The following is a 17760-nucleotide window of genomic DNA, read 5'->3' as shown; positions in this document are numbered from 1 at the left end:
TACACTCGAAACAAGGAGGTCTGTTTATGAGTTATGCAACAGTAAATCCCTACACCGGCGAACAAGTTAAATCTTTCCCTAATGCCACCGACGCCGAGGTAGAGCAGGCGATCACCGCTGCGCATCAAGCGTTTCTTTCTTGGCGTACAACGAGCTTTGCCAAACGTGCAGAAATTCTGCAAAACGCGGCGAATATCCTGCGAGGCAACAAACGCCAGTATGCTGAAATCCTCACCCTCGAAATGGGTAAAGTGATCGCTGAGGCCGAAGCCGAAGTGGAACTATCAGCGCAGATCCTCGAATACTACGTGAATAATGCCGAAGCCCTGCTGGCACCCGAAAAACTGCCAGTAGCTGACCCTGCCGAAGGCCGTGCTACCTTAGTGCATGAACCACTTGGGGTGATTTTGGCGATTGAGCCTTGGAACTTCCCGTACTATCAGATCGCTCGTATTTTGGCACCACAGCTATCAGCTGGTAACACGCTGCTGCTGAAACACGCTTCCAATGTACCGCAAGCCGCCGCTGCCTTTGAAAGCCTGATGCGTGATGCGGGTTTGCCAAATGGTGCCTTCCAAAACCTCTATGCCACCCGCTCACAGATTGAGATGATCATTAATGACCGCCGTGTTCACGGTGTGGCGCTGACTGGCTCTGAAGGTGCGGGTGCGGTAGTTGCTGCCCAAGCTGGTAAAGCGATGAAGAAATCGACCCTGGAACTCGGTGGTGCTGATGCCTTTGTGGTACTGGAAGATGCCGACATGGGAAAAACCGTGAAATGGGCGGTGTTTGGCCGTCACTGGAACGGTGGTCAGGTATGTGTGTCTTCGAAACGCATGATTATCGTTGATAAGGTGTACGACCAATTCCTGCAACAATACACCGAAGGCGTTGCTGGCTTGCGGGCGGGGGATCCAATGGATCCACTGACCACTTTGGCACCCTTGTCATCACAAGGTGCGGCTGATGAGGTGAAACAGAAGATTAAAGAAGCGGTGGAACATGGCGCAACCGCAACCGAAGTGGGGCCAAAAGTGCCTAGCCAAGGGGCGTTCGTGCAGCCAACGATTCTCACTAATGTGACCCCTGATAACCCAGCTTACTACTGGGAGTTCTTCGGGCCGGTCTCGATGATCCTGCGCGCCAAGGATGAAGCCGATGCGATTGCTATCGCCAACGATTCACCTTTTGGTTTGGGCGGCTCAGTATTCACTAAAGATGAACAACGTGGCGAACGCGTCGCTCATCAAATCTCTACTGGGATGGTGTTTGTGAACCATCCAACCATGGTGAAAGCTGATTTGCCATTTGGCGGTGTCCGCAACTCAGGTTACGGCCGTGAGCTGCTGGGCTTAGGCTTGAAAGAATTTGTGAACCATAAGCTGGTGGATGTGGTCGATATCGACGCACCGTTCTAGCGCAGCTTGCATAGCAAAAAGGCTCCTACGGGAGCCTTTTTTGTGCCTGTCGGGGGTCGACTTAGCGGCGACTGCCCAAAATACGCAGAATACGTAGGAACAGGTTGATGATATCCATATACAGTGCTGCGGCGCTGTCGATAGCGTTATCAACGGTTTTCGGGATCATATTGGCACGACCCCAGTCATAGCCAATGTAGCCACAAAAGATCACCGCGACGGCCCAATCAATAATGCTGTGATGCACTTTAAAGATAAACAGTTCTACCAGCTCTACCACAATCACGACCAGCAATGCGATAGTCAACGCACGGCCGATGCCAATAAAGAAGGCGGGAAACAGGGTGCCAAGGATCATCATACCTAAGGTCACTAAGGTGGTAATGCGCATCGCTTCGACCACCAACATTGGGTCGTAGCCGCTGACGACGACATTAATCACCAAACCAAATGGAATCACCACCAAGTTGTAGCCGATAAAGCTGATCACCGGATTATCGGATTTGCTGAACATGGCAATGCCGAGGAAACAGCAAACAAAGTAGCCACCAAAAAACACCAGTGGATGCAGTGACAAAATAATTTCAGGGTCGATGGTTTGTACCATCACATAGTTGATCGCAAAGCCCCACAGCAGGGTCAGGCCGATGATCAAGTTATACAGCTGGCTACCGATCTGTTTATCAGTTGTTTCGCGGCGGTCAAATACCGTATTTTCCATTGCGGTCATTTCCTTTTTTATTAAACCAATATTAAACCGCGCGCATGATGTCGATTTTTACAGCAAAAGTCTATGACACTTACACAACTTGTGCGGCTGGTAACGGCAATATGTGAACGGGGTTTGATTAAAACAAGGCCGCGAAGGCGGCCTGTGAGAGAGGCTTTGGTACGGCGTTTAGTCAGCGCAGACGCGGCAATGTGGCTGTTTGGGCAGCTTCATCTCGCGAAATTCCATGGTCATGGCATCGACCATCAGTAAGCGACCAAATAGTGGCTTGCCCATGCCAGTAATCACCTTGATGGCTTCAGTGGCTTCAAGGCAGCCCATCATGCCAACCACCGGTGCCAAAATGCCTGCTTCGACACAGCTTAACTGTTGTTCGCCAAATAGGCTGGCAAAGCATTGATAACAGGGTTGCTCAGCTTGATAGTTAAACACCGTGATCAAGCCTTCCATGCGAATAGCGGCGGCAGAAACTAACGGCACTTTGTGGTTAAAACACGCTTGGTTCAGTTGATGGCGCACCATCATATTATCAGTGCAATCCACCACAACGGTGTGGTTAGCCACTAGCGCATCGATGTCTGGGTCATCGAGTACGGCATTAACTGTATCGATGCTGAGCTGCGGATTGTGTGCTAACAGGCTGGCTTTGGCTGAGTCCACCTTGGCCTGACCCACGTTGGCATCGGTATGCAGCACTTGCCGTTGCAGGTTAGATACATCCACCGTGTCGAAGTCGACCAAGGTGAGGTGACCAATCCCCGCTACGGTGAGATACAACGCGGCCGAGCAGCCTAAACCGCCAGCGCCGATCATCAATACTCGCGCCTGTTTTAAGCGCTCTTGGCCGTCAATATCCATCCCTTTAAGGGAGATCTGACGGCTATAACGCATGAGTTCACTGTCGGATAGGATATCTTCTATCACAGCCACATCCTCTTACCGGTTAGCACAGCACTGAATTGAACGGCTCAACGGTCACAATGGTATCCGCCGCCACGCTGCCTTGCATCTGTTCCAACACGATAAAACAGTTGGCGGAGTGCATGGAGCTAAGTTGTGATGAATCTTGTGAGCCGGTGGTGCACACGCTCAGGCTACCATCAGCATTACGACTCAAAATACCGCGTTGATATTCGACGCGGCCAGGCTTTTTGCTAATAGGGCTAGTGAGTGTTGCAGGCAATTGCAGTGGCGTTACCGACTGCATCCCTTGCAGTTTGTGCAGCAGTGGCAACACCAGTTTGTAGAAGGTCACCATAGTGGATACCGGATTGCCCGGTAAGCCACAGAATACCGCTTTGCCGATATGTCCCATCGCAAAGGGTTTGCCGGGTTTCATTGCCAGTTTCCAGAAGGTGATTTCGCCTTCTTCATCCAGTACTTGTTTGGTGAAGTCGGCTTCGCCGACCGATACGCCGCCAGAGGTCAGTACCATGTCTGCCACAGATGCCGCTTCGCGGAAAGCGTGACGAATCGACTCGCGGTCATCTTTGATCACCCCAAGGTCAATCCATTCCACGCCAAGGCGCTCAAGCAATCCTTTGATAGCGTAGCGGTTAGAGTCGTAAATTTGCCCAGGTTGTAACTCGCTGCCCAGTGGACGAAGCTCGTCACCGGTGCTGAAAAACGCGACTTTCACGCGGCGATATACCCGTACCGAGGCGAGGCCGATGGTGGCGATGACGCCCATTTCTGCCGCGCGGATCAAGGTGCCGTTGGTCAAGACTTTCTGGCCGATGGCCAGCTCGCCTGCACGCAAACGTACGTTCTCGCCCCGTTTTTTACAGGGCTCGAGGGTGATGTTATCGCCATCTGCTTGCGCTTGTTCCTGCATCTGAACGGTGTCGTAACCCGCAGGGACTTCGGCGCCAGTCATAATGCGTATGCAGCTACCGGTTTCAAAAGTGCCGTTAAATGGGTGCCCCGCGAATGAGCGGCCAATCAGTTTTAGCGTGCCTGTCTGCGGTAAATCGTCAAAACGGTAGGCGTAGCCATCCATGCCGGAGTTATCAAACGGTGGCATTTCGATGCTGCTACTCAGATCTTCGGCTAGCACCCGTCCTAATGCGTCGGTTAACGCCACGGTTTCGGTGTCTGCTAACGTCGTGATTTGTTGCAGCAGTTTTGGCAGGGCATCATCAGGATGCAATAGTGTCGGTTTAGCACAAGGGTCTTGGGATACAGACATCGACAACCTCGAGATTCTTAGATAAAGAGTTGCCGGCTATTATGCCACGGTGAACATCGGCCGCCTAATAGCAGACAGGTTTTGTTGCTACGGCCCCTTGGGGGGTTATGTTGACGATACCGCGGACGTCATTCACGGTATCGTCATTGTTTAGCTTTAATAACCTATAAAGCTAAAACAGCAATATTAAACTGCTGCAGCTAACAGTGATTCACGATAGGCCACAATATCTTCAATGCTCAATACGGGCATGTGGTGGCGTTCGCCAAATTCGATAATGCCGGGCAAGCGTGCCATGGTGCCATCTTCGTTGGTTACTTCACATAACACGCCGGCGGGCTTAAGGCCTGCAAGCTTCATCAAATCCACGGTCGCTTCAGTATGGCCGCGGCGGCTAAATACGCCATTGGGTTGCGCGCGCAGCGGGAACACGTGGCCAGGGCGCGCCAAGTCTGCAGGTTTAGCATCATCCGCAATCGCCGTTTTAATGGTGGTCACACGGTCAGCCGCCGATACACCGGTAGTGACACCGTGCTTGGCTTCAATGGTTACGGTAAATGGCGTACCAAACTGGCTCGAGTTGTCGGTCACCATTGCTGGCAGTTGCAAGGCATCGGCGGTTTCATTGGTCAAACATAGACACACAATCCCGCTGCCTTCGCGAATAAGCAAAGCCATTTGTTGGCTAGTGAGGCTTTCGGCGGCGAAGATCATATCGCCTTCGTTTTCGCGGTCTTCATCGTCGACCACCAGTACACCTTGGCCGTCACGCAGGGCAGCAAGGGCAGTTTCCACCCGTTCGAGTGGTGTTCCAAAAGGAGTAAGCAGAGACTGATTCATGGTAAAAGTCCTTATAACAAACATGGTTTTTACAGAATCAGGGCAAAAAAGAGATGGCACAGTGCCGCAGCCATAGGCTGTGACACATTGGTTTTAACGAATGCAAAGCCAATGTCATATTCTCTCCCATCCGGACTGAGCCACACATAGTGGCAACACCGTCGGCTCTGGAATGATCAACTGTGGTTGATGGCACCAGATCTGCTGTCCTCGACTAGGCCGAGCGCTCGCGGGCTTTCGTTAACGAAACAACGATTTACCGCCGGTGGGGAATTACACCCCGCCCTGAGAATAACGGCTGATAATTCAGCACGAGCCAAAGGATGCACCTTAACCAGATAAATAACAACATCTTGAATCACAATTATCGGCTGTAATAGCGGCGGCTTATCACTATACTGACAGTCAGCCTGTTGTCTGAATCCAGTGGCTTAAGATGGTGCGATAATTCGCCATAACTGCGGTGCGTGTTTAGCCCGCTTTGATGTGAAATTACGTTAGCTCAGTGGAATGGAACTCATGCTCAGACAACACAATATCTTCACACTATTATTGGCCGCCTTGTGCTGGCTATGCGGATGTACAACCACCATGGAAGCAGCAAAACCGTTAACGCCCCCGATTGCGGCGAAAATTCCGCAGCAACTGACCCAACACGGGGTAACCCGCACCGACAACTATTATTGGCTGCGCGATGACAGCCGCAGTGATGCCAAGATGTTGGATTATCTGCGGCAGGAAAATGCCTACACCGCGCAGCAGTTGCAGCCCTTTGCAGGACTCAAACAAAAGCTGTTTAGCGAGATGACCGCTCGGCTCAATCCGACCGAAAGCTCCACGCCCTACAAATGGCACCAACATTGGTATTCGCGCCGTTACGAGGCGGGTAAAGAGTACCCACTGTTGCAGCGTTCAACCACGCTAGACGGTACGCCACAATTGCTGCTCGATACCAACCAACGGGCGGCGGGCAATGAATTTTACTCGTTGGGAATGATTGATGTTAGCCCGAATGAGCAGTTGTTGGCATTTGCTGAAGATACCTTGAGCCGCCGTATTTACACGGTATATATCAAAGATTTGAACTCAGGGCAGTTGTTGACTGATGTGCTACATAATGTCGATGAAGCGGGTTTGGCGTGGAGTAAAGACAGTCGCTACCTGTTTTATATCTTAAAAGACCCACAAACCTTGTTGGGCTATCAAGTATTCCGCCACAAACTAGGTACTGCGCAAGCAGATGACCAGTTAGTGTATGAAGAACAAGACGATAGCTACTACATCAGCATTGGTACTAGCCTCGATGAATCGCGCATCGTGTTGTATTGCGAAAGTACCACCACCAGTGAAGTTTCAGTGTTAGATAGCAGCGCGCCGCTAGGGCTGTTGCAGGTGGTGACGCCACGAGAAGAGGGTGTGGAATATCACATTGCCAAACGGGGTAACGAATACTTTGTACTGACCAACTGGCAGGCCGAAAACTTTCGCTTGATGAAGGTGGCAATTGCCGATGTGGCGGATAAAACCGCTTGGCAGGAGGTGATTAGCCATAGTCCGGATGTGCTGTTGGAAGATATGTTAGTGCTGGATAACTTTCTGGTGCTGCAAACCCGCGAAAACGGTTTGAGTAATATTGTGGTCTACGCGGATGCCAATCCCAACAACGGTTACCGCTTATCCTTTGATGATCCGGCCTACGTGGTCAGCCTTGGGGTTAACTTAAATCAGCACGCGCGTGAAGTGCAGGTGATTTACTCCAGCCCAACCACGCCGCAGTCCAGCTATGTATATGATTTAGATCAGTTGGGGCAGCGTCGTTTACTGAAACAACGCCAAGTAAAAGGTGGCTTTGAGCAGCAACTTTATCAAAGTGAACGCTTGCGCATTAGTGCCCGTGATGGGGCGTTAGTGCCAGTAACGCTGGTATATCGTAAAGACAAATTCCGCCGTGATGGCACTAATCCGCTCTATATCTACGGTTATGGCTCGTATGGCTATGTAGTTGACCCATCATTTGATGATGCGGTTATCAGTTTACTCGACCGGGGCGTGGTGTATGTCATTGCCCATGTCCGTGGCAGCGAAACTTTGGGGCGCAGTTGGTACGAGAACGGCAAACTGCTGCACAAGCAGAACACCTTTAATGATTTTGAGGACGTGACTCGCGGGTTGCTGGCAGAAAAATATGGCGCAGCTGACAAAGTCGTTGCTGCTGGCGGCAGCGCGGGGGGCTTGTTGATCGGCGCTGTGGCTAACCAAGCGCCTGAGCTATATCTGGCGATGGCGGCGCATGTGCCGTTTGTCGATGTGGTAACCACCATGTTGGATGAATCGATTCCATTAACGACCAATGAGTACGACGAGTGGGGCAACCCTAACCAGCAAAATTACTTTGAATATATGCTGAGCTACTCACCCTATGACAATGTGAAACGCCAAGCGTATCCGCACTTGTTGGTCACTAGCGGTTTGCACGATTCACAAGTTCAGTATTTTGAACCCGCAAAGTGGGTCGCTAAGCTGCGTGATTACAAAACCGATGATCATTTGCTGCTGTTGAACATGGATATGGAAGCTGGTCATGGCGGCAAGAGTGGTCGCTATCGCCGTTACGAAGATACTGTCTTGGAATACGCGTTCTTCTTAAAGTTACTGGGGATAAATGACTGACGTACAACAATGGCACCTGTATATGATCCGCTGCCATGGTGGTGAGTTGTATACCGGTGTGACCACCGATGTGGCGCGACGTTTTAAGGAACATCAATTAGGTGGTGCCAAAGCGGCGAAATATCTACGTGGGCGTGGGCCGTTACAGCTGGTGTATCAGGAGCTGATTGGCGATAAAGGTACGGCTCACCAACGGGAATGGCAGGTTAAGCAACTCACTCGAGCGCAAAAACTCCAGTTAATCGCGAAAAAGGCGCAGGGTTCATATTGAACCCTGCGGTCGGGAAGCCTTGCGCGTTAGCGAACATACTCACTCACGCACAAGTCGACTAGAGAAAGCAGGAAATAGGCCAACAATTAACAATATGATTTACATCGTTATTTGTTGTGTTATGTTGCCATGCAGTGGTCGCGCTAACAAGAAAATGGCCATTTTCACCACAGGTTAAATTGCTTGATTGGGTGTGCCTATCACTGCTTTCTCAACAACAGCGCCAATGGTGCTGTTAACAAGGCAGCCCAATATCAGGCTGCCACACACATCTAAGTTGCGGGACGCAGTTGTTTACTCCGGTGCTTTACAGGTAAAGTTGGTAGCATCTTCTACACTGCCAGTACCGTTGTAAGTGGCTTGTTGTGGGTATGGACACAGCGGACGAGTACGTGATTTTGACCAATCGGCTGGTAGTTCAGCGTTATTGGCACGTACTGAGGCTTCAATTTCCTCTGGTGCTGTACCATCTTCAACCCAGCTAACTAACTTATCCAACGCATCAAATTTATCAGTAGCGGGTCCATTACCACAATGGTTCATACCGGGCACCAAAAATAACCGAGCGAATTGGTCAGCCTCATTAGTGTTTGCTTTTTGTAAGCCGTTGTACCAGTTGATGGTGTCTTGCACAGAGAATACAGGATCAGAAGTGCCATGAATCGCTAAAATTTTTGCACCACGATCACGCAGAGTTCCCATGTCCGTTGGATCCGGCGGCGTCATGAACTCAATCGCTGATTCAGTAAAGCCATTTGCAGCATCGGTGGCATAAATTTTGGGGGCATCGGTATCCATGCTAAAGCTTTGAATAAAGGCTAGAGCATCCGTATCGGTATTACCTACCGAAGTAGGTGGCGTAGTGAAAACGCCGCCGACCGTACCTGAGTCACGCGTTAATGCCATAGTGTATTCCCAACCGAAGTAGTTATCAGTACCCATCCCTGCATCATATGGGAAGCTGGTATAGATTGCTTCGTTAGCACTATTATGGGCACCCGCCATGATATTACTCAGCACATCTTTTTGAGCTTGGGTCAAGCAAGTACCGTCACGGTCATCCGAGCAAGTAGGAACATCGCGGTTTAGGTCGAAGTCTTGCTGACAAGCCTCAAGCGCGTTCACCATGCCGTCAGCAGCACCATCGAGCGCATCACATTGTGCTAAAACGGCTTTAGACACCACACCAAACTCTTGTTCAGTAATCGCACCTTCGATACTGCTCAGAATGTTATCGGGGTCTACAGTCACCAGTGACGAGTACTGTTGAATACCGTACATTTGATCCACAGCGGCTTTAGGTAGATTGAAACCTGGGTTACCAACCAAGAAACCATCATATTGAGTGGCATAACGGGTTGCCGCCACCATGGTATGACGACCGCCATTCGAACAACCACCGAAATAGGAACGGTCTGGCTGTTTACCGTAGGCTGCTTCAATCAGTGATTTCGCCATTGGTGTTAATTCTGCAACCGCGTTATAGCCGTAATCACGACGAGCTTGTGGATCGAAACCAAACGTTGGTGCAGGCGTTGGGTGACCAGCATCCGAGCTAATCACAGCAAAACCTTTAGTCAGTGCCGCTGAATCGGAGCCATTTGAGAACATAAAGCGGCCGACAGCGTTTGCCACAGAACCATCTAAACCACCGTTAGCTTGATAATAAAAACGGCCGTTCCAATCAACTGGTAAACGCATTTCAAACCCAATTTGGTAAGTAGCGGTTTCGCCATTAGGGCCTGCAATGCCCATACGTTGGTTCATGTAGCCAGTGATTAGACAGTGAGCGGGTGCGTTATAAGATTCATCGCTGTTGTAGCTCACGGGACCAGCAGCAAGGGTTTCTGCGTTGGTGATAACGGTGCCACTGTATGAAAATTGAGTAGCTAAATCCTCGCACGAATTGAGTGTGCCGGGAGTGGCTTCCCCCAATATCGGCAATGAATTAGCGGCTTCGATTTGGTCATGATGATTGTGGCCATTACAGCCCCACATAGCTAAGCACAGCGGTGCAATGGCTAATGGAAGCACCAAGTTTCTTTTTTTCATGTAAGACATCTCCCTCCAAATGAACGACGTCATTTAGATACTTGAAATATGTGTATTAAGTCTCAATAGCCCCACCCGGGAGCAGATGGGAGGAGCCATTGAGACTATAGGGACTAGGTTATTTACCTAATTTGAAGTTGTAGTAAACAAAGAAACGTAAGTCATCAATATCTTCTCCGCCGTCTACATCCACCATGGCGTAACGCACTCGAGTGCTAAGACCTTTCAGTACAGGGTCAAGTTTATAGATCACAGAGAAATCGGTTTCGTTGAAGTCATTACCCATGCCATCGGGTACGTCATAATCACCGTAGAAGACGTAAGCGCTCAGGCCGTTCACGCCTACTTTGCCGAAGTCATAGTTCAGACGGGCGGCGTAAACATCTTCTTGACCACGAGTACATTGATATACTTGTTGGATCACCACTTTTTCATCGCCCCATGGTGCTAGCAGACCTTGGTCGCCAGTTTCTGCATAGAACAATGTCAGGTCAGCACCTGCGTATTTCACGCCTAGGTGAGTACCCCATTGATAGGTGTCCAATTCATTGATGGTTTCAGCACCAATAGAATCTTGTTTCAAATAAGAAGGAGTAACATAGAATTCAGCGTCACCGACAGGTACTGACAGGTTCAATTTAACGTAGACTTCGTTAAATACATCCTGCATGCGATAGTCCCACAAGTCGGCAGTCAGTTTTACTCCTGAGTCGCCAGTTGGCACTTTATAGGTTGCACCTAATGCCCATACTGGTTTGTCAGCAACATCCACTTGGATACCTTGACGAGCATATTCAGCGGCGACTGCTTGATTAACTGATACGAAGTCTTCATCGCTCCAACCCATACTGTCGGTGATATACAAACCGGTCAGTTTTAGGTTGTCGATACTGTTGTTCACCACTGATACACCACGGAAAGTACGTGGAATGGCACGAATATCGTGAGGGTTCATCATTGGTGTACGCAATTCTTGAGCGCCCACTTTGATGTCGGTATTAAACCAGTTACCTTCAACAAAGTATTCCTGCATACGGTTAACGCTCGAGTGTTTACCCTCGTCGTTGGCTAACAGGCCGTATACACCGCGATCTTCATTAACCAACATACGGTTAGCAGAAGCGAAGCTACCACCAAATTTGATGCCATTTAGCTCAGCGGTACGGTATTTGAATATGCCGCCGAAAGTTGTGTCGTGGTTGGTTTTAGTGTTGCCATCAAAGCTACGAGTGAAATCAAACATACGGAACTGACCATCTAAGGTCCCGTTAGTAAACATGTCGTTAATAGTGGTAGCTTCTTCTGCCATCGCAGGGATAGAGATCGCTGCAAGCACGGCTAGTGTGAGATATTTTTTGTTCATAGTGTAACTTCCGGTGAAAAGGCTCCAACCCAGCTCGGAGCCTTAATGTTTTGTTACTTTTGAGTGCAAAGTACCGCAGCTCCCGACCCAGTTCGGGGCTGTAGACTTTGGCTTAAGCGCTGACCCAGTTCAGCGCTTAAGCAGTTGTTTGCAACCAAGTGCTAGACCCAGCTCCGGCCTTTGGTTGCCTAGCTACGTTCTATTTCTTCACGTAGTTAGCTACAGCAGTTTCTGCGGCGATACGGCCGGAGTTAACTGCAAAGCCGAGCGTGCCACCACCTAACATCAGGTCGTAGCTGTCGCCGTACATACCACCCGCGTCATTACCAGTCACAAACAGGCCATCAATAGGCTCGCCAGTGGCTTTGCTGATTGCTTGGGTGTGTTCGTTGATTTTTACGCCGCCCAACGTGCCCAGCGCACGAGGTTGTAGACGTGTGGCGTAGTACGGTGGTTTAGCTACTTGACGTAGATAAACCGCTTTCTTGTAATATTCAGGATCTTCGTGAGCCGCAGCCATCTGGTTGTTTTTGTCCACAGAGGCTTGCAGTACTTTTGGATCCATACCCAGTTTTTTGGCTAATTCAGGAATGGTGTTGGCTTTCACCACGTCGCCTTTGGCGATGGCTTTATCCAGCTCTTTCGGCAGTTTGGTTAGCTTGGTGCCAGCGATAACCCACTCACCCAAAGGCATGTGAATACCTTTGTCGATGAACATGTTTTTGGTGGTTTCGTCGTAGATAGAGAAGGCTTTGCCGCCCAGACGTTCCAGCGCGTTACCAGCATATGGCCACAGCACCACAGAAGACTCATCGGTGTAACGGATGCCTTTTGGATCAACCCAGAAGTAAGGTTGCACTGCAGCAGCGATCATTTGGTTATTCGGGGCATAGCCTGGCAAACCTGGACGGTAAGATTGCATCACACCGACACCTTCCTCTGCAGCGCCCGCTTTCCAAGCCATTTGGATACCGTCGCCGTCTTTACCGATCTGACCGATAAAGGCCATGTCTGGATAAGGAGAGTATTTTTCCATCATCTCTTTGTTGTTGGCATAACCACCAGTAGAGATAATCACCGCTTTGGCATGGACAATGATCTCTTCACCGTCTTTGGTTTTGCCTTTCACACCAACAACTTTGCCGTTTTCAGTGATCAGTTCATGACCCGCGGTTTTCAGCAGCAGTTGGCCGCCCATTTTGTCGAACTGTTCAGTAAAGGTTTTGATCATCGCTTTGGAATGACCTTCGATAACGTGCCATGTCAGCACACCACCTGGGCCCCCAGGACCGATGTATTCAAATTTGACGCCCATGTCTTTCAACCAATCGATGGTTGATGCGGACTTATTAACGAAGGCAGAAACCAATGGTGCGTTAGCTTTCCAATGGCTGTAATCCATGATGGTTTTGAAGGCTTCTTCCTTAGTAACGATGATGCCTTGACGGTGTTGCAAGCTACTTTCGCAAGCGAAGATACCTTCGGCAAAATTACCCGTACCGCCATTTTTTGCTTGTTTTTCCAAAGTGACGACTTTAGCGCCAAGCTGTGCGGCTTGTACGCTGGCTGCCATACCTGAAGCACCAGCGCCAACCACCACCACATCAGTGTCCATGTTGATGGTTGCCCAAGCTGGCATGCTGAACATTGTTGCCGCCGTGAGTGCTAGTGCGGTTTTGACAAATGTTCTTGTTTTCATTGTTGTTACCTCTTTGAGGGGTTTATAAGAATTTATGGTGTAATCCAATTGAAGCGGTCGTGAGTCGCACATTGCTGCTAGCGCACTGCCCATAAGTGTCCAAGGCATGAATTTTCAGCGTGGCGTGCAGTGATAAGATTGATGCCAAGTTATGCAGTCGCGTTCTCCAATACCCTATTAGATTGGCCTTGGCGGTCTGCTCCAGCACCGACAAGGGCCAAGCGCTGCGGCTGATAAAACGCTGACGTCTTTTCATCAATACTTAGCTTTGTTAACTAAACGACATATATCAAACGTATGACATATGAAATTTGCGGTAAATTCTTTGTGATGGAATCTGAACAGACAGTCACAAAAAACTTGAATAGTGAAAAATGGATCACTTTAAATAAAAGATTTATTAGTAAATCATTGTTTTTGTATTTTTTTTGAGGTTAAGAAATGTGAGTTAACTTAATGAACTCATTGATATTGTGATGCGGATTACTACTTATTTCGGGATAACTGATGGTATACTAGAGCGGAATTTTCTGTCGTTGAGATGCCTCCTTGGAAAACTTTAAGCCGATTAAGCAGATCAAAGCCTCCGATGAGGTTGCTCAGCAATTGCGCACTGCCATTTTTGACGGCACCTATCCTGCGGGGAGCAAACTGCCATCCGAACGGGAGTTGATTGAATCTTTTATGGTCAGCCGCACAGTGGTGCGCGAAGCGATTAAAGGATTGGAAGCGAGTGGTTTAGTCGAGGTACGTCAAGGCGCCACCGGTGGGGCATTTGTTAAAGCTATCACCTTTGAACGTATGAGTTCTGCCTGTAATGATCTGTTCTTTATGGGGAAATTATCATTTACCGAACTATGTGAAGCACGTTTGTTGATTGAGCCGATGATTGCTCGAATGGCCGCGAGAAACTGCACGCCAGCAGATGCTGAAGCGTTGCTACAGGCGCACAACTGTGAGAGCGACACCCTAGTTTATCCAGAAACCGTGGTACTGCGGCAGAAGGTGCATTACTTGCTAGCGGATATGACCGATAATCGCTTCTTGGCAGGCATTACTAAGTCGTTATTACAAGTGCTGGCTAACATCACCAATCAGTTTGAACCGGATACCAATACAATCCATCCACCAGGATTACATTTATCACTGATTAACGCAGTAATTGCGAACGATGAAGATGCTGCCGCGCAAGCGATGTACAGCCACCTAAAAGGGTTCCTCGATCGATTACAGCGTATTGAGGCTGATTTCCGTAGTCAAACGGATAAATAGCGAGTAATGGCAGGATAAAATGGCGCATTAGGTGCCATTTTTTGTTGGCATTCCATCATACTAATCTGCTGAATTTACATGAATTAATTGTTAAAGGTTTGTGAGTTGTAGTATTAATCTAACCTTAATAATTTGCCGTGAGTAACGACTAGCAAACATTCGCAATCTCAGGTTCATTTTGTTGGTAACCGCGCCTAGTCAGATATCCTGTAGTTTACCCTTTTGAAAGTTTTCTATCGGCAGAACATGGCGTTAGCTATTTTGTTCTGTATAAAAAACAGTCAAAAATTGAAACATTTTTATTTCATCTCATCCACGAGACAGTTAAAATGCCGCCTGTTAATCCAAGCGTTACCTATAACAAGAAATTACCTAGCAATAAGCGTTAGTCAAACAAGAGTACCTTACAATGATGAACAATTTTTCTAAGCTGTTCCTGAGCGTTCAGGCGGCTTTGCTGGCGAGTTCTTCGCTAGCTTATGCTGCGGATGATGCCCCCGATGATAGTCAAAAAAATGATGGCAAGCTTGAGCGTATTATGGTGACCGCGCAGAAGCGCGTGCAAAATGCTCAAGAAGTGCCAATGGCTATTTCTGCACTGAAAAGCGGTGAACTGGAAAACCTAGGCGCTGCAGGTAACGACCTGCGCTTTATGGCTTCTCGTATCCCTAGCTTAAACATCGAATCTTCTTTCGGCCGTACCTTCCCACGTTTCTATATCCGTGGCATGGGTAACACCGACTTCGATTTGAACTCATCCCAGCCAGTATCACTGGTGGTTGACGACGTTGTACAAGAAAACGCCATTTTGAAAGGTTATCCAATCTTCGATATGGAGCGTGTTGAAGTGCTGCGTGGCCCACAGGGAACCCTGTTTGGTCGTAACACCACCGCAGGTATCATTAAACTGGATACCAAAAAACCTACGCAAGAATTTAGCGCATACGCTAAAGCGTCATACGGTACTTATAACACCACTAACTTAGAAGGTGCTGTAGGTGGTGGTTTGGCGGACACTGTTTCTGCACGTTTGTCGGTGTTAGATCAACAACGTGATGACTGGGTTGATAACAAAGCCCCTGGTTTTGAACAGAAAGATCAACTGGAAGGCTATCACGATAAAGCGGCACGTCTGCAAGTATTGTGGGAACCAACCAGCAACTTTAGCGCGTTGTTTAATGGTCATTACCGTGACTTAGATGGTACCCCACGTGTGAACCACGCTAACGCTATCCAAAAAGGTAGTAACGCTCTGGTACCTGGTTTTGACCGTGACACCGTATACCAAAACGCGGCTAGCCGCGCTGAGCAAGATGTGACGACCAAAGGCGGTAGCGCCAAGTTGGAATACAACTTTGGTGATTACACACTGACGTCTATCACTGCTTATGAAAAAGCCGAAGCATACTCACGCGCTGACGTAGACGGTGGCTATACCTCAGCAACGCCAGGCATCTCTGTGGTTGGTTATAACTCAGAATCTGCTGATGGTTTGCCAAAACATCATCAATTGACGCAAGAGCTGCGTATTGCCAGCAATGAATTGGGCCGTTTGGATTGGCAAGCAGGTCTGTTCTACTTTGATGAAGAGTTGAACATCGACAGTTACGACTTCGACAACAACGGTGTTGTTGACGGTTACGCGTGGCAGAAACAAGACACCAAAGCTTGGGCAGTATTCGGTTCTGTTGATTACGATTTGACTGACGACTTCAAAGTGACGGCTGGTTTACGTTACTCGCACGATAAGAAAGACTTCCAAGCACAACGTGAACTGTCTCCTATCGGCGCTGGCGTAACTGATGTGCTGAATGAAAACCCATCAGACGGTCAAGTGAGCTGGGATCTGAGCGGTGTGTACACCATCAACCCTGACATGAACGTGTATGGTCGTATCGCTCGTGGTTTCCGCGCGCCTTCTATCCAAGGCCGTCTGCTGTTTGGTGATGAAGTGACTGTGGCTGATTCAGAAACCATGACCAGTGCTGAATTGGGTATTAAATCTGACATTCTGGACAACCGTGGCCGTGTAAACTTTGACATCTACTACTATCAATTGGATGACCAAGAGCTGACAGCTGTAGGTGGTGGTGCAAACTACAACCGTTTGATCAACGCTGATAAGTCAGTGGGTTATGGTGCTGAGTTGGATTCACAATTTGCTATCACCAATAACTTCATGGTGACTGCTGGCGTGAGCTACAACCACACTGAAATCAAAGATGACCAACTAGCAGTAGGCGTATGTGGCAGTGGCTGTACTGTGAACGATCCGTTGGATGCTAACGGTAACGCGTACATTGATGGCAACCCATTGCCACAAGCACCTAAATGGACAGTTAACATGACCGCTAGCTACACCTACCCACTGGCGGATGGTGATCTGTTTGCGACCACTGACTGGGCATACCGATCTTCAGTTAACTTCTTCCTGTACGAATCTACTGAGTTCGAGAGCCGTTACCTGCTGGAAGGTGGCGCGCGTGCCGGTTACCGTTGGACTGCGAGCAGCACCGACTATGAAGTTGCTGCATATGTACGTAACCTCACCGACACCACTCGTGTGACGGGTGCTATCGACTTTAACAACCTGACCGGTTTCGTGAACGATCCGCGCGTTATGGGTGTTGAGTTTAAAGTAAGCTTCTTCTAAGACGCTGATAAATGATGAAAAAGCCTCGTGTTTGCGAGGCTTTTTTTATGGTTCAACATCATGCTTGATGTGTCAGCATCGTCTCATCGATTTGCTGTTGGCTCGCTCGTAGCGTACCGATAATGGATTGCAGCGCCGCAGGGGGCAATTGCCGTAATAGAGCCTCCTGCACCACGCTGTTTAGTTGCGCTAACGCTGTTTGCGTTGATTCATTCAATGCCAAAGCGGGCGGAGGACTCATGGCAAACGCAATGGGTTTGGCTGCGGCACTGTTGTCGCTTGGCTGATTATGCTGAATATACTCTCTGCCTGCGCTGGTTAATCGATAAGGTTTGCAATCATTGCTGGCATTGAGTTGGGTGCTGGATTCGATATAACCGGCCGCTTCTAATGAGGCGAGCAGTGGGTAGATTTCGGCGGGACAGAGTTGATATTGACCATGTTTAATCGCCTTGAGGGTATGCAGTAATTCGTGTCCAGCGGCCGGCGCATCTCGCAGTAGATGCAATAATATGCCTTTCATTTCTCCACGTTGAAAACCACTTGAGCGTGTCATTATTCATACTCCCTGAAACGAGGCCGACGGCTATTAACGTTTTGGCAT

The 17760-nt window shown here is 48.9% G+C and carries 13 protein-coding genes and 1 riboswitch; of the genes, 5 read left to right on the top strand and 8 right to left on the bottom strand.

Annotated elements, in window-relative coordinates:
* The first annotated feature begins 26 nt into the window (after positions 1-26).
* Positions 27-1418 carry an NAD-dependent succinate-semialdehyde dehydrogenase gene (locus ACN0TT_RS11780; RefSeq protein ID WP_417762352.1) on the top strand — a complete coding sequence of 464 codons (1392 nt, stop codon included), beginning with the start codon at positions 27-29 and terminating at the stop codon, positions 1416-1418.
* A gap of 61 nt (positions 1419-1479) precedes the next feature.
* Here the strand turns inward: ACN0TT_RS11780 and ACN0TT_RS11775 are convergent, their stop codons facing one another.
* The 4 genes from ACN0TT_RS11775 to ribB all read right to left on the bottom strand — a co-directional run bounded on the left by ACN0TT_RS11775 (position 1480) and on the right by ribB (position 5176).
* Complete coding sequence (locus ACN0TT_RS11775) at positions 1480-2139, bottom strand: Bax inhibitor-1 family protein (RefSeq protein WP_417762351.1); 660 nt, start codon at positions 2137-2139, stop codon at positions 1480-1482.
* A gap of 177 nt (positions 2140-2316) precedes the next feature.
* A complete protein-coding gene (gene moeB, locus ACN0TT_RS11770; protein ID WP_417762350.1) occupies positions 2317-3078 on the bottom strand; it encodes a molybdopterin-synthase adenylyltransferase MoeB in 762 nt (253 codons plus the stop codon).
* Between the two features lie 13 nt (positions 3079-3091).
* Positions 3092-4336 (bottom strand): molybdopterin molybdotransferase MoeA, encoded by a 1245-nt coding sequence (gene moeA, locus ACN0TT_RS11765; protein ID WP_417762349.1) that lies wholly within the window; start codon positions 4334-4336, stop codon positions 3092-3094.
* 186 nt (positions 4337-4522) lie between these two features.
* A complete protein-coding gene (ribB, locus tag ACN0TT_RS11760; protein ID WP_417762348.1) occupies positions 4523-5176 on the bottom strand; it encodes a 3,4-dihydroxy-2-butanone-4-phosphate synthase in 654 nt (217 codons plus the stop codon).
* A gap of 114 nt (positions 5177-5290) precedes the next feature.
* Positions 5291-5473: riboswitch (FMN riboswitch) on the bottom strand.
* 294 nt (positions 5474-5767) lie between these two features.
* On the opposite strand from ribB, the gene ACN0TT_RS11755 reads away from it, so the two are divergent.
* A complete protein-coding gene (locus ACN0TT_RS11755) occupies positions 5768-7846 on the top strand; it encodes a S9 family peptidase (protein ID WP_417762347.1) in 2079 nt (692 codons plus the stop codon).
* The gene (locus ACN0TT_RS11750) at positions 7839-8117 is read left to right on the top strand and encodes a GIY-YIG nuclease family protein (RefSeq protein ID WP_417762346.1); all 279 of its coding nucleotides are present in this window, start codon (positions 7839-7841) and stop codon (positions 8115-8117) included. The genes ACN0TT_RS11755 and ACN0TT_RS11750 overlap by 8 nt, the downstream gene beginning before the upstream one ends.
* Positions 8118-8411: 294 nt before the next feature.
* Here the strand turns inward: ACN0TT_RS11750 and ACN0TT_RS11745 are convergent, their stop codons facing one another.
* The 3 genes from ACN0TT_RS11745 to ACN0TT_RS11735 form a co-directional block, all read right to left on the bottom strand.
* The gene (locus tag ACN0TT_RS11745) at positions 8412-10169 is read right to left on the bottom strand and encodes a tannase/feruloyl esterase family alpha/beta hydrolase (RefSeq protein ID WP_417762345.1); all 1758 of its coding nucleotides are present in this window, start codon (positions 10167-10169) and stop codon (positions 8412-8414) included.
* Between the two features lie 118 nt (positions 10170-10287).
* Complete coding sequence (locus ACN0TT_RS11740) at positions 10288-11532, bottom strand: OprD family outer membrane porin (protein ID WP_417762344.1); 1245 nt, start codon at positions 11530-11532, stop codon at positions 10288-10290.
* 199 nt (positions 11533-11731) lie between these two features.
* Positions 11732-13231, bottom strand: a complete 1500-nt coding sequence (locus ACN0TT_RS11735; protein ID WP_417762343.1) for an FAD-dependent oxidoreductase — start codon at positions 13229-13231, stop codon at positions 11732-11734.
* Positions 13232-13780: 549 nt separating this feature from the next.
* On the opposite strand from ACN0TT_RS11735, the gene ACN0TT_RS11730 reads away from it, so the two are divergent.
* Positions 13781-14503: a FadR/GntR family transcriptional regulator gene (locus ACN0TT_RS11730; RefSeq protein WP_417762342.1), complete on the top strand. Its 723-nt coding sequence runs from the start codon at positions 13781-13783 to the stop codon at positions 14501-14503.
* 409 nt (positions 14504-14912) lie between these two features.
* A complete protein-coding gene (locus ACN0TT_RS11725; RefSeq protein ID WP_417762341.1) occupies positions 14913-17156 on the top strand; it encodes a TonB-dependent receptor in 2244 nt (747 codons plus the stop codon).
* Positions 17157-17214: 58 nt separating this feature from the next.
* On the opposite strand, the gene ACN0TT_RS11720 is transcribed toward ACN0TT_RS11725, so the two are convergent.
* Entirely contained in the window at positions 17215-17712 is a 498-nt protein-coding gene (locus ACN0TT_RS11720; RefSeq protein WP_417762340.1) for a PadR family transcriptional regulator, read from the bottom strand.
* Between the last annotated feature and the right edge of the window lie 48 nt (positions 17713-17760).

Source organism: Shewanella sp., assembly GCF_048265805.1.
Taxonomy (GTDB): Bacteria; Pseudomonadota; Gammaproteobacteria; order Enterobacterales; family Shewanellaceae; genus Shewanella.
The sequence above is the reverse complement of the archived record's forward strand: the minus strand, read 5'-3'. Positions and strand labels throughout refer to the sequence as shown.